The 16,474-nt window shown below is 67.9% G+C and carries 14 protein-coding genes; 6 read left to right on the plus strand and 8 right to left on the minus strand.

Annotation, left to right across the window (positions count from 1 at the left end; all coding sequences use genetic code 11):
• The first annotated feature begins 233 nt into the window (after nucleotides 1-233).
• Nucleotides 234-2,393 (plus strand): restriction endonuclease, encoded by a 2,160-nt coding sequence (locus ACZ4N5_RS03490; RefSeq protein WP_467755464.1) that lies wholly within the window; start codon nucleotides 234-236, stop codon nucleotides 2,391-2,393.
• Nucleotides 2,394-2,484: 91 nt separating this feature from the next.
• On the opposite strand, the gene ACZ4N5_RS03495 is transcribed toward ACZ4N5_RS03490, so the two are convergent.
• Nucleotides 2,485-3,714: a serine hydrolase domain-containing protein gene (locus ACZ4N5_RS03495; RefSeq protein ID WP_467755465.1), complete on the minus strand. Its 1,230-nt coding sequence runs from the start codon at nucleotides 3,712-3,714 to the stop codon at nucleotides 2,485-2,487.
• A 434-nt stretch (nucleotides 3,715-4,148) separates the two neighbouring features.
• On the opposite strand from ACZ4N5_RS03495, the gene ACZ4N5_RS03500 reads away from it, so the two are divergent.
• Nucleotides 4,149-4,613 carry a hypothetical protein gene (locus ACZ4N5_RS03500; protein ID WP_467755466.1) on the plus strand — a complete coding sequence of 155 codons (465 nt, stop codon included), beginning with the start codon at nucleotides 4,149-4,151 and terminating at the stop codon, nucleotides 4,611-4,613.
• A gap of 128 nt (nucleotides 4,614-4,741) precedes the next feature.
• Here the strand turns inward: ACZ4N5_RS03500 and ACZ4N5_RS03505 are convergent, their stop codons facing one another.
• The 5 genes from ACZ4N5_RS03505 to ACZ4N5_RS03525 all read right to left on the minus strand — a co-directional run bounded on the left by ACZ4N5_RS03505 (nucleotide 4,742) and on the right by ACZ4N5_RS03525 (nucleotide 10,246).
• Nucleotides 4,742-5,506, minus strand: a complete 765-nt coding sequence (locus ACZ4N5_RS03505) for a hypothetical protein (RefSeq protein WP_467755467.1) — start codon at nucleotides 5,504-5,506, stop codon at nucleotides 4,742-4,744.
• 41 nt (nucleotides 5,507-5,547) lie between these two features.
• Nucleotides 5,548-7,968, minus strand: coding sequence for a SpoIIE family protein phosphatase (locus ACZ4N5_RS03510; protein WP_467755468.1), 2,421 nt, complete (start codon nucleotides 7,966-7,968; stop codon nucleotides 5,548-5,550).
• A gap of 590 nt (nucleotides 7,969-8,558) precedes the next feature.
• Nucleotides 8,559-8,708 carry a hypothetical protein gene (locus tag ACZ4N5_RS03515; RefSeq protein WP_467755469.1) on the minus strand — a complete coding sequence of 50 codons (150 nt, stop codon included), beginning with the start codon at nucleotides 8,706-8,708 and terminating at the stop codon, nucleotides 8,559-8,561.
• 385 nt (nucleotides 8,709-9,093) lie between these two features.
• Nucleotides 9,094-9,591: a hypothetical protein gene (locus tag ACZ4N5_RS03520; protein ID WP_467755470.1), complete on the minus strand. Its 498-nt coding sequence runs from the start codon at nucleotides 9,589-9,591 to the stop codon at nucleotides 9,094-9,096.
• Between the two features lie 289 nt (nucleotides 9,592-9,880).
• Complete coding sequence (locus tag ACZ4N5_RS03525) at nucleotides 9,881-10,246, minus strand: hypothetical protein (RefSeq protein ID WP_467755471.1); 366 nt, start codon at nucleotides 10,244-10,246, stop codon at nucleotides 9,881-9,883.
• 206 nt (nucleotides 10,247-10,452) lie between these two features.
• Here ACZ4N5_RS03525 and ACZ4N5_RS03530 point away from each other — a divergent pair, with 206 nt between their 5' ends.
• Together ACZ4N5_RS03530 and ACZ4N5_RS03535 are read left to right on the plus strand one after the other, a co-directional pair.
• A complete protein-coding gene (locus tag ACZ4N5_RS03530; protein WP_467755472.1) occupies nucleotides 10,453-11,439 on the plus strand; it encodes a phosphotransferase in 987 nt (328 codons plus the stop codon).
• Nucleotides 11,440-11,847: 408 nt separating this feature from the next.
• The gene (locus tag ACZ4N5_RS03535; RefSeq protein ID WP_467755473.1) at nucleotides 11,848-12,441 is read left to right on the plus strand and encodes a DUF4291 domain-containing protein; all 594 of its coding nucleotides are present in this window, start codon (nucleotides 11,848-11,850) and stop codon (nucleotides 12,439-12,441) included.
• A gap of 176 nt (nucleotides 12,442-12,617) precedes the next feature.
• On the opposite strand, the gene ACZ4N5_RS03540 is transcribed toward ACZ4N5_RS03535, so the two are convergent.
• Nucleotides 12,618-14,228: a M48 family metallopeptidase gene (locus ACZ4N5_RS03540; protein ID WP_467755474.1), complete on the minus strand. Its 1,611-nt coding sequence runs from the start codon at nucleotides 14,226-14,228 to the stop codon at nucleotides 12,618-12,620.
• A gap of 494 nt (nucleotides 14,229-14,722) precedes the next feature.
• On the opposite strand from ACZ4N5_RS03540, the gene tgmA reads away from it, so the two are divergent.
• Both tgmA and ACZ4N5_RS03550 read left to right on the plus strand, forming a co-directional pair.
• Nucleotides 14,723-14,914: a putative ATP-grasp-modified RiPP gene (gene tgmA, locus ACZ4N5_RS03545; protein WP_467755475.1), complete on the plus strand. Its 192-nt coding sequence runs from the start codon at nucleotides 14,723-14,725 to the stop codon at nucleotides 14,912-14,914.
• Nucleotides 14,915-14,928: 14 nt separating this feature from the next.
• A complete protein-coding gene (locus tag ACZ4N5_RS03550; protein WP_467755476.1) occupies nucleotides 14,929-15,885 on the plus strand; it encodes an MvdC/MvdD family ATP grasp protein in 957 nt (318 codons plus the stop codon).
• Nucleotides 15,886-16,125: 240 nt separating this feature from the next.
• Here ACZ4N5_RS03550 and ACZ4N5_RS03555 read toward each other — a convergent pair whose 3' ends face one another.
• Nucleotides 16,126-16,443 (minus strand): hypothetical protein, encoded by a 318-nt coding sequence (locus ACZ4N5_RS03555; protein ID WP_467755477.1) that lies wholly within the window; start codon nucleotides 16,441-16,443, stop codon nucleotides 16,126-16,128.
• Nucleotides 16,444-16,474: the final 31 nt, after the last annotated feature.

Here is a 16,474-nt window from a genome sequence, read left to right on the forward strand (position 1 = left end):
ATCCCGCCGTCCTGACGCGCAAGGCTCCTGGGCGCCGTTCCGGTCGTACGACCGGAACGGCGCCTTCGTGCTTCCGACGGGATGTGACCTGCGCGGATACCCCGGGCGGGCGGGGCTCGCACGACGGATGTGCGGGAGTGCGATTACTGGATAGAGTCACCCTTTTACACATGGTTGTGGGGACAGCCAAGGGGGCCTCTGGGCTGCCGACAACGGGGGAGGGCCTGCCGCGCATGAGTCGTCGCTCATCTGGTTTCGTCGGCGTCTGGGCCGAGGTGCAACGGCAGCAGCAGCGCCAGCTGGAGCTCGACGCCAGACGGCGGCGGCAGGAAGAACAGCAGGCCCGGGCCCACCAGCGGCGAGCCGCCCAGGAGTACCGCGAGTACCGGCAGGCCGAGGCGCAACGCCGTACCGAAGAACTGGACGCACAGGTCGCCTCGCTGCGGGGCCTTCTCGCCGCGGGTTGCCGGGCCCCCGCCTTCCGGGCCGCCTCGCTCCTGCGCCCCGAACAGATCGAGCCCTTCGCCCCGGGGCCGCTGGCGCAGCCGGTGGTCATGCCGGACATCGGCCAGTACCAGGCGCAGAGCGGCTGGACCGCGAACCGCCGGGCGCAGGCGCAGGCCGAGGCGCAGGCTCGCTTCGAGCGGGACTGGCACGCGGCCCAGGCCGCCGAGGCGCACCGGCAGCGGCAACTGGCTTCGTACCAGCGGGAGTACCAGCAATGGGCGGATGCCCGGCTCGCGGACGTACGCCGGCACAACGCCGGTGTCGTCGAGGTGTCCGACGGGGTCCGCCGCAGGGATCCCGACTCCGTGATCGAGTACTTCTCCGCCGCTCTCTACTCCTCGTCGGCATGGCCGGAGGGCTTCCCGCGCCAGATCGCCGCCGCCTATGACGCCGCGGCCGGGCAACTGGTGCTGGACTGGGAGCTGCCCGCGTACGACGTCGTCCCCGAGGTGAAGTCCGTCCGGTACCTGTCCGGGGCCGATCAGGACAAGGAAACCCCTCGTCCGGTGACCCAGCGGCGGAGCCTGTACCGCGAGGTTCTCGCGCAGTGCGTGCTGCTCGTGCTGCACGAGCTCTTCGGAGCCGATGAACAGGGCGCACTCGAATCGGTGGTCCTGAACGGCTTCGTGGACGGACACGACCCCACGACGGGCCGACCGGGCCACATCTTCCTCACGACGGTCATGGCCGCCCGCTCTTCGTTCCTCGAACTGCACCTGGCGCAGGTGGACCCGGGCAGCTGTCTGGCCGACGGACTGCGCGGGCAGCTCTCGGCCCGGCCGGACCAGCTCACTCCCGTACGGCCGAGCCGTCGGCCGCAGGATGTCGGCAACCGCGTTGTCGCCCACGGCAGCGACGAGGAACCGGATCTGTACGCCATGGATCCGATCGAGTTCGAGGAACTCGTGGCCGACCTCTTCCGGGCCATGGGGATGCAGGCGGTGACGACCCAGCGCTCGAACGACGGCGGCGTGGACGTCGACGCGCTGGACCCGACACCGATCCGGGGCGGCAAGATCGTCGTGCAGGTGAAGCGCTACCGGAACACCGTGCCGCCCACCGCCGTACGCGACCTGTACGGGACCGTGCAGGACGCGGGCGCCAACAAGGGCGTGCTCGTGACGACGTCGGGGTTCGGCCCCGGCTCGCACACCTTCGCCAACGGCAAGCCGCTGGAGCTCATCCCGGGACCTGAACTCGTGGACCTGCTGCATCGCCATGGACTGCGGGGGAGGCTGGGCGACGGCGGCCGCTCGCCCGCGGCAGCGCCGGCGCAACCGTCACGGCCGTCGCAGTCGGCGCCACGGTCACGACCGTCGCAGCCGGCACAGTCTCCGTCGTCGACCACGCAGGTACAGGCCGCTCCGTCGGCACCGGCGGATCCGGGGACCCGGCTGCCCGACGACCACAACATCCTGGGCATGTCGTGGACCGGACGTGTCGCCCTGGACGTCTGCGCACTCGTCTGCCGGGGCGGACGCGTCCTGAGCGACGATCACTTCGTCTTCTACAACAACCCGCGGACACCGGACGGTTCGGTGCGCGCACTGCCCGCGGCGCCGCCCGACAAGGCCGCGATCGGCGTGTCCTTCGACGGGCTGCCGGCGGAGGCCGACAGGTTCGTACTCGTGGCCGCCATCGACCCCGAGGTCAACCCGGACGCCGATCTCTCCGGTTTCACGGACGCCTGTATCCGGCTGCGCGATCCCAACCTCGCCGAACTGGACCGGCTCGACGTCTCCGACGGCAGGCCGGGCGAGACCGCCCTGGTGCTCGGCTCCTTCCGCAGAAGGGCCGACGGGGACTGGAAGTTCGTCCTCGGCGGCAAGGGCTACACGGGCGGTCTGGGAGAACTCGTACGGGACTTCGGCATCGCGGTGGAGTAGGGCGGTGGGGCAGGACAGCGGGCGGCCCCCAGGCCTGTGCCGGGCGGGAGTTGTCCCGTGACAGGCCTGGGGGCCGCCTCTGGCGCGGGCCTTACTGCGAGACGACCGCGCCGTCGTACACGTTGTTCGGAGTGACGATCTGGGTGATGGCCCTGGCGAGCAGCGTGGACGGCTCCTGGCCCTGGGAGGAGGCGTCCGTGTTGATCATGATGACCAGGGTGGCCTTCTTCGAGGGCAGGTAGACGGTCACGGTCTCGTATCCCGGCAGGGAGCCGTTGTGCCCGATCCATCCGTTGGCGTCGAAGATGCCGAGGCCGTAGGTCGTTCCCGGGAAGCCGGTCGGCAGCGTTTCGAGGCGCTCCGCCTGGGTCTCGGGGCTGAGCAGGGTGCCGGTGGCGACGATCTTCGCCCAGCGGCGCAGGTCGTGCAGGTTCGAGATCATCGCCCCGGCCGCCCAGGCCCAACTGGGGTTCCAGTTGGTGGCGTTCGCGATGGCACCGCTCAGCGTCTGGTCGGTGTAGCCCTGCGGGTGCGGCTTCGGGAACTCGTTCCCCTTCGGGAAAAGGGTGTCGCGCAGATGAGCCGGGCGGAGCACCCGCCGGTCGATGAAGTCGCGGAGCTTGTGACCGCTGACCTTCTCGACGACCAGGCCGAGCAGGATGAGGTTGGAGTTGCAGTACTCGAACTGCGTGCCGGGCGCGAAGGTGTTCGGATGCTTGAAGCCGTACGCGAGCAGTTCCCGCGGGGTGAAGGTGCGCTGCGGGTTGCTCAGCAGGTCGTGTTCGAAGGTCGCGTCGGAGGTGTACGGGAACAGGCCGCTGCGCATCTCGGCGAGCTGACGCAGCGTGATGTGACGGCCGTTCGGTACGCCGTGGATGTAGCGGGAGATCGGGTCGTCCAGCCGGACCCGGCCGTCGTCGACGAGCTTGAGCAGCGCGGTGACGGTGAAGGTCTTGGTCTCGCTGCCGATCCGGACGTAGGAGTCGACGGCCATCGGCTTGCGGGTGGCGAGGTCGGCGACACCGGTCGCGCGGACGTAGTTCCCCTTGCCCGGCATCCACAGTCCGACGATCACACCGGGGATGTGGGCCTGCGTACGGACGTCCTCGATGGCCTTGTCCAGCCGGGCGCTCAGCTGGGGGCTGAGGCCGTGCTGCGGGCCGTCGTCCTCGCCGTACCCGTCGGCGTCCACTGCGCGGACGCCTGTTGTGCGGACTCCCGCCGCGTGTTCGGCCGCGGCGGGAGTCGCTGTCATCGGGGCCAGCACGGACGCCACGAGCAGTGCGGCGGCGAACGGAAGGCGGTAGGAGCTACGTCGCATGTCGGGGCGCCTCTTCCGGGTCAGGGGAGCAGACGGCAACACCACCATCCGCACCCTCGGCAAAAGCCCAGGTCCGATGTGCGTTCCGGCAAGTCCACTCATTCGGAGCCACGGGCGTCGGCGACACGGCCCAGCCCCTGTCGGCCCGTCCGTCACAGGCCTCGAGGCCGACCCCACCAGCCCACGGCCCACGCCGCCCGATCGGCCCCAGCCCCGTGCACGACAGACCGGCAACCGCGCCGGGGTGCTGTTTCTCAGGACTCGGGTTCTTCGCGAGCGCTCTTTGCCGTGACGTGAGCGAAGTTGTGCGGGATTCGGGCTAGCGTCCCGTCGGAATCGTTTGGGGGGACGGTCGTTTGGGGGGACGGATGAACGGTTGGGATCGGCTCCGGAAAGGAACGCGGGTAGGTCGTCCGCTGCTTCTGATCGCCGGTTTGTTCGCCGCGGGCACCATCGTGACCTGGCTCGCGGTAACTCATCTTGCCTACGCCACGGGTGTGGCGGGCACATCCGGGTACCTCCGGGTCGAGGCCTGCTCCTGGAGCCATGCCGGGGGTCACCGGTATCCGCACTGCCACGGCATCTTCCGCTCCGTCGACGGGACCGTGGTCGACCCCGACGCCACGATCGACAGCAGCCTGCCCGTCGGCAGCACGGTCGCGTTGCAGCGAACAGCCTCCGCCGGATACGAGCAGACAGGGGTCGGCGCCTCGTTCGGGTGGTTCGCGCTCTCTCTGTTCGGCCTGATGGTGCTGGTTCTGGGGACCCTGCTCGTACGCGCCAGGTCGGGCGCCCGCGGCAGCCCCCGCGCTCTGCTGATGCTGCTCGGCGTTCTGGGCGCCGTGATGCTGCTCAGCGCGTTCATCGGCGGAGTGGCGGCGATGGCCGAGGCGCTCTGAGGTTGCGGCTGCGGCTGCCGACCGCGCCTGCACCGGTGCCGGCCTGCACGTCATCACTGGCCTGAGACGTCCGCCCGGCGGGGAACCTTCCCCACGCAGGGCGTCGGCCATAAGAGGCCGGCCCGCCGTCATGCTGCGGAGCCGCCGGTCACCTGGCGAATCGGGCGCAGTCCGGGCAGGCCGCCCCGAGGAAGGTGTCCCAGTTCATTGGCGAGGTTGCGGATCTTCTCGTCCGCCGCCAGAACCTCGTCCTGAACCATCGTCACCCCCATGAGATAGGTGCCTTCGTCGATGTTGCAGTAATAGAGGGCGCCTTGCTCGACATCGAAGACAACCCTGATGAGGATTCCTCCCGACAGGTGCTGCATGTAGGTGTCGAGTTGCTCTATCAGCCAGTCGAGTTGCCTACCGGATCGTTCGTACGCCTGTCGTCGATCGGCACGGCTGCTTCGGCGAAAGAATGGATTCAGCACCGGCGCTTCGAGTGCATCGACGTGAAAGCGGCAACGGCCGTCGACGTAGTACCCGATGAACTGGAGATCGCGGGGATCGAGCGTCTGCCGACAGCGTTCCTCGACCTCCCGATCAACTTCCTGGTAGTCGTTGAACCTGTGCACGGTGAGGATGTTTCCCGCATTGACCTGCTCGATCTCCGTCGGGCGCTGTGTGTGCCGGGTGGCGAGGAGGAGGGCGGAACCGTTCTTCGTCGCGATCTGCGAATAGGCGGCGAGGGCGGAGACGAGGAGTCCGAGGAAGAGGGATCCCCACGCCTCGACCGGAGTGCTGAGCGCTCCGGTCGCCGAACTCGCCAGGTTCGCGACGCCAATTGCGAAAACGGCAGGGACGCTCATCGGGCAGCGCCCCGCCGCAGCGTCCGACTCGCCGCGGCTCACGAGCCCGTGGACCTCGCGGGCGAGCGGAGTGACGTCACTGGTCAGGAATGCGGCAGAGGCTGCTCCGTCCAGACTGTCTTGCCGTCGTGGGTGTAGCGGGTGCCCCACCGCTCCGTGAGCTGCGCGACCAGGAAGAGCCCGCGTCCGCCCTCGTCCGTGCTGAGGGCCCTTCGGAGGTGAGGGGACGTGTGGCTGGCGTCGGACACCTCACAGCTCAGACAGTGTGTACGGATGAGGCGCAGGGTGACGGGGCCGTCCGCGTACCGGTAGGCGTTGGTGACGAGCTCGCTGGCGACCAGCTCGGTGGTGAAGGCCATTTCCGACAGCCCCCATTCGGCCAGTTTCGCCGTGGTCAGCTCCCTGGCGCGGGCAGGAGCGGTCGCTTCCAGAGGCAGGTGCCAGGTGGCGAAGTTCTCCGGCGGCAGTACCCGGGTACGGGCCATGAGCAGCGCGATGTCGTCGGTGGGGCGGCGGTCCGTGGGCAGCAGCGCTTCGACCACCCCGTCGCACGTGCGCTCCAGAGCGTCGGCACTGTGGGCGAGACATTCCTCCAGGTTCTCCAGCGCAGCATCGATGTCGCCGTCGCGCCCCTCCAGGAGGCCGTCGGTGTAGAGCGTGAGCAGGCTGCCCTCAGGGAGGTCCAGGTGGTACATCTCGAACGGCAGTCCGCCCAGGCCGAGCGGTGGCCCCGCGGGCAGGTCGAGCACGGTCACATGGCCGTCCGGCGTGGACACCAAGGGTGCCGGGTGGCCGGCGCGGGCCAGGGAGCATCGCCGGGAGACTGGATCGTAGACCGCGTAGACGCACGTGGCCCCGAGCACCTGCTCGATCGCCGACTGGTTGCCCTCGGCGTTCGTCTCCCCCTCGGCGGCCAGCAGACTGACCAGGTCGTCCAGCCGGGCCACCACCTCGTCCGGTTCCAGGTCGAGGCTGGCCAGGGTGCGCACGGCGGCGCGCAGGCGCCCCATCGAGGCCGCGGCGTGGATTCCGTGGCCGACCACGTCTCCCACGACGAGGGCGACTCGGGCCCCTGACAACGGGATCACGTCGTACCAGTCACCACCGATGCCCGGTTCACCGCTCGCCGGCAGATACCGGCAGGCCACCTCGACGGCCGGCAGGTCGGACACCGTGCCCGGCAGCAGACTGCGCTGCAGAGTCAGAGCGGCGCTCTGTTGCTGGGTGAAGCGGCGCGCGTTGTCGATACAGACGGCCGCACGCGAGGAAAACTCATGGGCCACTGCGGCATCGTCGTCCTCGAAGGGCTCCGAATGGCGCACTCGCCACAGACTCACTACGCCCAGTACCAGGCCGCGTGCCATCAGGGGCACCGCGATCAGGGAATGAACGCCGAGACCCACGGCGACCTCGATCCGCCGCCGGTCCATGGCGTACCACTCGGGACGGAGGGACAGCAGCCGTTCGAGAACCGGGCGACGCTCGGCCAGGCACCGCGCCTGCGGAGACTCCGGAAGGAGCGGGACCACGTCGCCCTCCTGGAACGGGACCCGTGGTTCTGGGGGCGAAAAGGCCACTCGCAGGAGCGCACCTGCCATGTCCGAGGGCAGTTCGTCACCGAGTGCCACCGGCTTCAGGAGGTCCACCGAGCAGTAGTCGGCCAGGCCGGAGACGGCCACCTCGGCCAGTTCCCGGGCTGTCTGTGTCACGTCCAGTGAGGTTCCGATCCGGGCGCTCGCCTCGTTCAGCAGAGTGAGCCTGCGGCGGGCCCGGTAGCGCTGGGTCACGTCCTCGATCGTCTCCGCCACGCCGAGAACCCGGCCCGAGGAGTCTTCCATCCGGAACGCGGAGACGGACACCATCCGTTCCCGACCCGGAGCATGGCGTGTGCGCGCCGACTGCTCTGTGAAGATCAACGGCTCGCCGGTCTCCAGGACGTGGCGTACCCGCTCCTCGGCCGGACCCGCGTCCTCGTCGACCAGGAACTCACCGGAACTGCGGCCCACCGTCGCCTCGGCTGTGATGCCGCTCGCCTTTTCGATCGCACGGTTGACCCGGATCACCTTCCTGTCCGGGCCGTGGATGGCCAGACCGATCGGGGACCGGTGGTAGAGGCCGTCCAGCAGCGCACGGTCCCGCTGCCAGGCAACGATTTCCGCGGCAGGGGCACCGACCAGGAACCACTCTTGACGATCTCCGTCGCGGGTGATCGCACGGGCCCGGAAACCCATCTCCACACGCCGTCCGTCCTGGTGCCGGACAGGCAGGACTCCGAACCAGCCCCCCGTCCTCATGGCGTCCACGACGACGGACCGCGCGACCGGCAGGTCACGGGCGTCGACCAGGAGGTCCTGCCACGCCCGTCCGATCACTTCCTTGGCCCGGTAGCCCAGCACCTCCTGCGCACGTACGCTCCAGCCGACCACTGTGCCGTGATCGTCGAGCACGGCCGAAGCGGCATGCCCGAGGGCGAACGGATCCTCCGGACTCTCACTGAAATGCATCGAGGGCGTCCCCATAACCACCACTTTGTCTCCGTGACTCCGATGTTCCTCCTCCCGGTCTCCGTCCGCGACTCTCCCGTTCCTCTCGGCTCGGCGGTTCGACAGGAGTGACATGGCGGGGCTCAGCGTGTGCAGGCAGACGCCTGCAGGGAAGGGGGTGGTCACGGCTCGGGACCACTTCGTCACGGAGGCCGGCGAAGGCGCTTCGGCGGGAGTCGCCATGGCGCGTGTTCACGGCCCGCCCCTTCCGCTTGCCCGAACCAGCCAGGACGACTCGGCCGCCGGCACCACCCCAATGACGACGGGGTCCAGGCAAGTCCGTTGCTGCCGTGTGCCCCATGGGTCGCAGCCGGTCCTCGGGGAAACCGGGCCGCAAGCACGGGTCCCGTTGAAGACTGTGAACGCGGCCTGGTGATCCATGTCGAGCCGTGCTCACAGACCTTTGCATCGGCGTCGGTTACTCACCGATCAGGAGGCTCTGCCGCTCTCAGCGCAGGCTCTCGTTCCGGATTGCGCAGTACGGCCACGGCTCGCCGAGCGGCGACGAAGGCGCCTCGTTGCCGCGTCGCGGCCGGTGACCTCCTCGGCGATCAGCAACCGCAGGACTTCGGAGGGGCCCAGCGCTGAGCACGGGCATTGGCCAGAACGTCGGGTGCGGCTGTGCGCATGTAGGGCATGCGCATCCGGCGCATCACCTTGTCGAGCTCCTCGGGCAGCGCCGGGGCCTGGGGAAACGCCACGGTCGGTCATTGCTTCGCGGGTCGCGGCGGGCGCCGATACGCTCGGCGGTGATCAATATGGCGACTGGGTCGGGCGGGCCCGTGAGCTGTGCCAGGTCGTCGAGCGCGGGCTGCACCTGTATCTGTGGTTCATCGGTGACTGACCGCGGTCAGTCACCGATCGGCTCCTCTGCCTCCGTTGGCTGCCGGCCCAGGGCTTGCCAGGCGACGGTGCCCTTCTGGACGGAGTGGGCTTCGTCCACGCGGACGAACTGCCCCGCGTGTTACTGCTGTTACTGCCTCCGGGTGGCAACAGGCCATCGGTGGGCCGACCCAGATGCGTTACGTGGCGTAGAGAGCCGGGCACACGTTGGGTGCCCGCTGGGCTGGGTCCGTGCGGCCGTCGTTACTGCGAGGCAGCTTTGAGCTGAGCGGTGATCTTGGCCAGAGCCTTCTCGGCGGGGTGCTGTTTGATGAGCCCTTCACGACCTGCGGCGCGGAGCTCCACCACCGCTACGCCGTCGGGACCTGCGGCCACAACAGCGGTCACAACGGTGGGGTTCAGGCCACCAATCCCTACACCGACCATCGCGCGTACGGCGATGCCCCCGTTGTCTCGGACCTCCGTTCCCAGCAGATTCCCTATGTCGGCCAGAGCCGTGTGGACCAGCTGGGAGACTGCCGTCACCGTTCCGGACAACTCGACAAGAGTGGTACTGACGTCCTTCTTTGTCCATTTGAAGCCTCGAGCGGCTCCACGAGCACCGCCCCGTGCCCCTGCTCTGCCCAAACTGTGCGTTCCGGTGGCCGCCCCTCCAACGGCAGCTCCTATCGAGCCGCCCTTCGCACCGAGTTGCATCAACGCGGCGAGCAGGAGCTCGTTCTCGCTGGCCTCATCGAACATGCCCGCCTCCTCAGCACCAACAAGCTATGGCCCTACAACCAAAGTCACCCAGTCTTACCACTGGCCGGCAGCCTCCTCTAGATCGGCTGCCGTATGTGGCTTCTCCTTGTGGTCCGTGCATTCGTTGGGGCGCGCGACCTCGACCCGGAAGCCGGCGAGGACGACAAACGCGCGGTCTCCGAAGGAGTCTCGGTGGCGCCGTACACCTGCTTCGCCGAAGAGTGGGGAGCGGCCGGGAAGTGGCGAACCTGCCCGGAGGGCCGACCCAGTTGGTGCCCCCCTCCGTAGCTCACCCGGTATGCCGGTCGGTGGAGAGCAGCCACTGCCAGCGTTGACGTTCCGTGACGAGCGTGGCGGCCACGAGGAGAGACACGAGGACTGCCGCATAGATGGGCCATGCCAACCATGCGGCGATCGCGGCAGCAGCGAGCTGGAGCAGCACGAGCAGGATCGTGACCGTACCCGAGACAGGGATGATCACCTGCGCCTTGTCTCCTGGAGTGGAGAAGACGGTCGGGAGGCCGATCAGTACCACCACCGCCAAGACGGCAAGCAGCCATGAGTACTTGGACAAGGCCCAGGGAGTGGCCACCCAGGCGACCACTTCTGCGGCGAAGCGCAGGACGGATGCGATGCGGTCGTCCGGTCTCTCCACGTTCGCCCCCCGCAAGCTGTGTAGACCACCAGCGGGAGATCTTACGACCACGGATGGGGCTGTGAACGCGGATTGGTGATCCAGGTCAAGCCTCGTTCAAAGCCCTTGTCGTCAGTCGGGACCGAGGGCGTACCGGTGGTCGGCAGTCGGCTGCTGGAGGTGTATTTCACTGCACGTGCGAACGTCCTGTTCGATACGTTCTGCCGATGCGAAAGCCGGCGGAGATCGAGGACTTGTCGGGGCTGGTGCGTGACGTGCTGGGATCGGGCCGCCGTGTGGTCGCGGTGGACCGGTTGCGCGGGGGCAGCAAGAAGGGGGTGTACCGGGTTCGAGTTGACGGAACCCCGATGACGAGTGTGATCGTCTACAGCTGGGCCGAAGAGGAGAATTTCTGGCCAGGCCAGGACGGAATCGATCTCAGCGACCCGTTCGCACCTGCCTCAGGTCTGGCCCCGTTCCTCGCCGCCCAGCGGAGTCTGGACAGTTTGGGCGTGCGGGCTCCGCGGGTCCTCCTGGCGGACGACAGTCGGCACCGCTACCGGGCGGACGTTGCCGTGGTCGAGGACATCTCCGCCGGCACTCTCGAAACACTCTTTGAACGCGATCCGGCCCGTGCGACCACGGCCCTGAACGACCTGGCCGAGATGGTGGACCTCATGCACGGACACCTCGGCCCGAATTATGGCCGGGAGGATTTGCTGGAGCGGGGCGGCACGGCAAGCGGAGTCTCGTGCGAGCAACTGGTTCTCGACCGGGCCTTGCGCGATGTCGAGGAGGCTTCGGGCAGAGATCGCAGGATCGCCGCAGCAGACGGTCACTTGCGCGACCGTCTCCACTTCTTGGCCACGCTGGTAACCCCCCGTGCCGAATACGGGCTGATCCACGGAGAACTGGGCCCCGACCACGTCTTGGTCGACGCCGACGGTCACGCAGTGCTGATCGACATCGAGGGACTCATGCACTTCGACATCGAGTGGGAGCACGTCTTCCTCCAGCTCCGTTTCGGAAAGCACTACCCCGTCCTGTCCAGGCCCGGTCTCGACAAGCAGCGGCTGGCTCTCTACATGCTCGCGATGCGCCTGTCCCTGGTCGCCGGCCCGTTGCGCCTGCTTGACGGCGACTACCCTGGCCGAGCCTTCATGTACCAGATCGCCGAGCACAACCTGCAGGAAGCCCTGGCACTCCTCCCGTAGCAGACAGAACGTCCCTGTCTCTGAAAGGGGTTGTGAAACGCAGCTTGACGATCCACGTCAAGCCTTGCTGACAGACCCTTTGGCCAGACCGGGTGTGTGACGCCCATCGGCAGCCAGACGCGATTTCGCTGCACTCGGACGTGGCAACGAAGAGGATCAGCAAGGACCCCTCGATCGTCGGCGCCCAGAACGCGGTGAGTTCCGCACTGAGAGAGACACTTGACGAAGGACCGCGCCCGACGCGTCAGTCCATCGAGTACGGCATTGTCGAGATGTCGCTCCATGTGCCGGACGTTACCTGGCTCGCACGGCAACTGCCTCCCGCCTGCGGCCGGCGTGCTCCGTCGGATCGAGCAACGGGTCGAAAATCGGTGGTCACCTGAGCTGACCGAGCCCACGCTGTACGCCATGGAAGAACCGCACCGCAGGATCCGCGCGCTCCACACGGCGTCCACGATCACCGTCTACCAGGCGTACCGCCCGGAGATCGGCGGACCCGCCGCCCGCAAGGGGCGTTTCCCCACCGCGTGGAAGCCTGGCCGCATGACGTGGATCAAACCCAGTTTCATGTGGATGATGTACCGCTCCGGCTGGGGCACGAAGGAGGGTCAGGAGACCGTCCTCGCCGTCGAGATCACTCGCGACGGCTTCGACTGGGCCCTGCGCCATGCCTGCCTGTCGAGTTACGTTCGCGGGCTGCATCCCGATCGGGTCACCTGGCAGCGTGACCTCAAGCGCGCACCGGCCCGTGTCCAGTGGGATCCCGAACGCGATCTGCACCTGCGTCCACTGCCACACCGCTCGCTGCAACTGGGGCTCTCGGGTGAGGCATCGTCGCGTTACGCGGACGAGTGGATCGTGTCCATCAGCGACGTGACCCCGCTCGCCCACGAGATCCACGCACTCGTCAGAGACGGCGAACTGGACTCAGCTACCCGACTGCTCCCCCAGGAGCAGGAATACCCCGCCAACGCAGAACTCCTGGCCCACCTGCGTCCCTGACCGGCAATCCGGGCACAACTGCCGGCATCACCCATGGGGCACATGGCGGCACAGGTCTGTGAAGGCTGCTTGATGATCCAAGTCAAGGCGCGCTCACAGATCATTCGTCGAGCTGAAGCGGACTTGGATCGTTCCGTCGACCAGCGATCGTGACCGGCCGCCAGGCCGAACGGCGACTATGCGGGAACGCAGCGGGGGCTCGCGAGCAGGGCGCGCAGCGGGGCGGTGTCGGGCGTGTCGGCGACGGCGGCGTCGATGGCGTCGTCCATGCCCTTCTCCCACGACTCGGGCAGGATGAGTCCAGGCTGCCCCGACCAGGCGATGTCCGGTTTGGCAGATCCGGACTCGGCAAGGCGCAGGTGGACCAAGCCCGCGAGCCCGTCGAAGACCCTGGGCCGAATGAAGTTACGGGCCGACGGCCCAGACAGTCGCGCCGCCTGATGCGGTTTGGGCATGCGGTCGGCGACCGCCATCCACAGCAGGCCGCGGTCGAACGCGTCGAGTATCTCTTCCAAGGCGGGCAACTCGTTGTCGGTCACTGCTTCGGTCGTGGCAGTTCGGTGTACGGTCGCCGGCTTGCCCGCGTCTTGCGCCGATGAGCGAAGCGCCCTGGCCACGGCGACCCGCAGTGGCCGGGACCAGACCTCGGCATCGGCGACCGCGCGGGCCATGACGAGGTCGTCCCAACTCATGCGCCGTAGCCGCGCCGCCTCCTGCGACAGCGTGCGTGCCTCCAAGGCGACGAACACCCGGTCCAGGTCGTGCAGCAGAGTCAGCGCGGCCGGCTCGTCGGCCGCCCCATCGGGCCGGCCATCGGTGGGCAGCTTCTCGATCAGGGCGATCCGTTCGGCTATCGGTGGGTGTGAGTCGTACTGGTGCGGCCGCGGCGGACGCTGCCCGGAGGAGAGCAGAGCGAGCCGCTCCCCGGTCCGGGCGGCGAGCAGTCGACGGAATCCGCCGTGCACCTCGCCCTCAGGCGGTAGCGCTCCCAGCGACCTACCCATCGCTGCGTACGTCTCGAGGTAGTGGGTGTATGCGGCGGCGAGCACCGGAAGGGCGCGTAGTGCAGCGGCCGTCGCGTCACGGCCCGCATGCCGGGCGGCCGTCCGGTCCGCGGCAAGCTCCTGGTGTCGGGCCACGGACTGCGAGGTCCGCAGGAACATCCGGGCGTAGCCGACGTACAGGACACCAATCGCGTGGTGGAACCGAGTGCTGCCCTCCTGGAAGACCTCCACCGTGTGCAGCAGCGCTTCCCGACCTCGCATCGTGACAGCGCCGAGCCGGGTATCGAGGTTGCCGTAGTGCCCGAACTCGTGGGCGAGGACGGCGCGCAGCTGCGGGACGGTCAGCCCGCCGAGCAGCGGCAGGCCCAGGAGCATGCGGCGTCGTCCGGACAGCAGGCCCAGGAGGCGGCTTTGTTCGGCGACCCCCGCGTTGACCTCGGCGACCAGGTAGACCTCATTTGGCGGCCGTTGCCCCGTCACTTCGGCGGCGGCGTTTATCTGTCTCCACAGCTCGGGCTGTTCCTGTGGCGTGATCGCCACCCCGTGTGGCACCGGGCCCAGACGCCCGGCCCGTAGAAAGGCGAACAGACCCCGCAGAATCGCCGCCGCCAACAGGACGGTGACGGTCAGAACCATGCCTTCGAACCAGGCCGCCTGCGCGGTGAACAGCCGTGTCATCAGCAGCCAGTCAAGCACCGCGAGGGCCGACAACAGAACGACTCCCATCAGATGGAAGCCGACCAACAACGTGAACGCACGGACTGCGCGCAGCCGAAACGACATCGAAAAATCCCCCAGCCACATGGTTCAACCAGCCCGAATGGGCCAAGGCGCTCGCGGATAGTACCCCCGCAGATATCACCTACGGTCTGGAAGCGAACCAGACCTCAGCGCTTGGGCACGGACGACTCCAGCACCGGTGATGCGGTCTGTGAACGCGGCATGATGGCTCAAGCCAAGGCGTTTTCGCAGACCTTTTCGCCCCCCAGCCCACTTCGCTGCTGGATGACCACTGATTTGCGCATGAAAGGGGCCGTGAAGACCCCTCTGTGAGTGAGGAAGCAGTCACCGTTCGTACCCCTGTGACAGTTCTGATGCTCCATTCGATGTGTGACTTGTGGGGAAGGTGAGAACGGTGGTGCTGTTGATGCGCACGATGCGAATCACGCGGCGCGCCTGTGATGACCTTCACCGCGATGTGACAGAAAGCGAGAGTTCCTTACGCAAGGGCGCGAGAGGGACCGCATGCAGGCTATGTGCATCTGTGGAGGTTTCGAGTGCGACCGTTCACCCTCAACTACGCCTTCCCCAAAGGGCTTCCGACTGTGGTGACGCCGTACCACTTCGACGCGTCGCGTCAGTTGAACGTGCTTCCCGACGGCCGCCCGGCCGTCAGTGACCCGGACCTGCTGCTGGCTGTCGGCACGACCGCATCCACCGCCGGTTCCCAGACGCACTTCGACGACTGACGCCCCGTAATCGAATGACTGCGCTGATCCTCACGTCCGAAGAGGACGTGACCGCCGACATGGTGGTGGCCAAGTTGCACGAGATGGGGACACCCGTCATGCGGCTGGACCCCGCCGACGTGCCGGACAAGGTCGTGTTGTCCGCTCACTACGCCCACGGCGAATTCGACGGCCACCTTTCGGTGAACGGACATGTACTCAGCATGGGAGGCTTGCGCTCGGTATGGGTGCGCAGGCCCGGCGAACCGGCAGCGCACGCGACACACCCCTCGCCGTGGTTGACCGCCGAGACCCGTCAGGCGCTGTTCGGAATGCTCTTCTCCGCTTCCACGCGATGGATGAACCATCCGCACAACGCCGACCGGGCCCGCCTGAAACCATGGCAGTTGAGGGTCGCTCACCTCAGCGGCTTCGCCGTACCGCCGACCGTCTTCACCGCGGCCCCGCGCCTGGCACAGCAGTTCGCCGAGGAGCACCGGGACGTGGTGGTGAAGTCCGCCTCGGGGCCGCCGCCCGGCGATCCCGCGCTGACCCTGCCCACCACCCTGATCCGACCCGACGCGGACTTCTCCGCCGTCGCGGCCGGCCCTGCGCTGCTGCAGCGTTACATACCCAAGCGCGCCGACATTCGTCTGACCTGTGTCGGCACTCGGCTGTTTGCCGCGCGGAAGGCTGCCGGGCCCGGCCAGGTGGACGGGCGCTACGGCGACACCGAGCACTCCTGGGAGGTGGTCTCGGTACCCGATCGCATCGGCAAGTCGGTGCACGAGTACGTCTCCCTTGCCGGACTGGCGTACGCCGCCTTCGACTTCGCCGAGGACGAGGAGGGCCTGTGGTGGTTCCTGGAGTGCAACCAAGGCGGCCAGTTCGGTTTCGTCGAGCTGGAGACCGGTCAGCCGATCGCGGAGGCGGTCGCCCTATGGCTGTCACAGCGCAAGGCGGCTCGCCGTGTACCAAAGACCGACCGGTGAGGCGACCACCGCGCGCGTGCCGCCCCCGGCTTCGCCCACGGCACCCGTTCAGCGCACTGCTGCGCGTGGGGGGATCAGCCATGGAAGAGGCCATGAACGCGGCCTGATGATCCAAGTCAAGCCTTGCTCACAGACCTTTCCCGCGAGGTAGCGGAGCCTGTGCGCAGGGTTTCGTGGTGTCTGTCCAATTCCGGCGGGCACACCGTGTCGGGGTACGTGTGGTGTTCGGCCACGTCAGGTTCAGCGGACGTGGCCGGCTGCCCGATGGCCCGTACGGGCGGCGTGGCGGAGAACGCGGAGCGGGCCGTCAATAAGTTCGTCCGCGTCGTGGGCGGCGTCGTCACCCAAGCCGGTCATCCACGCGTGGATTCGCTCGATCGCTTCACGACGTGGGGGTCCGGTCAGGACGAGGGTCTCCTCGACCGCAGGCAGTTGAGCGCGGACTTGCTCGGCATCGAGAAGGAAGTCCCCGAACCGGCCCGGCAGCCGCAGCGTCGCATAGGGACCCTGCGCGTATGCCAGGGCGGAGAACGGGGCGGCCTTGCGCGCCGTGGCCACGAACAAGCCCTCCTCGACATCGGGGGAAACT

Source organism: Streptomyces sp. NPDC026500, assembly GCF_055567635.1.

Coding starts and splice junctions, on each gene's coding strand:
- ACZ4N5_RS03490 (WP_467755464.1), top strand. CDS start 234: ATGAGTCGTCGCTCATCTGGTTTCGTCGGCGTCTGGGCCGAGGTGCAA.
- ACZ4N5_RS03495 (WP_467755465.1), bottom strand. CDS start 3,714: ATGCGACGTAGCTCCTACCGCCTTCCGTTCGCCGCCGCACTGCTCGTG.
- ACZ4N5_RS03510 (WP_467755468.1), bottom strand. CDS start 7,968: ATGCATTTCAGTGAGAGTCCGGAGGATCCGTTCGCCCTCGGGCATGCC.
- ACZ4N5_RS03520 (WP_467755470.1), bottom strand. CDS start 9,591: ATGTTCGATGAGGCCAGCGAGAACGAGCTCCTGCTCGCCGCGTTGATG.
- ACZ4N5_RS03530 (WP_467755472.1), top strand. CDS start 10,453: ATGCGAAAGCCGGCGGAGATCGAGGACTTGTCGGGGCTGGTGCGTGAC.
- ACZ4N5_RS03535 (WP_467755473.1), top strand. CDS start 11,848: ATGGAAGAACCGCACCGCAGGATCCGCGCGCTCCACACGGCGTCCACG.
- ACZ4N5_RS03540 (WP_467755474.1), bottom strand. CDS start 14,228: ATGTCGTTTCGGCTGCGCGCAGTCCGTGCGTTCACGTTGTTGGTCGGC.
- ACZ4N5_RS03550 (WP_467755476.1), top strand. CDS start 14,929: ATGACTGCGCTGATCCTCACGTCCGAAGAGGACGTGACCGCCGACATG.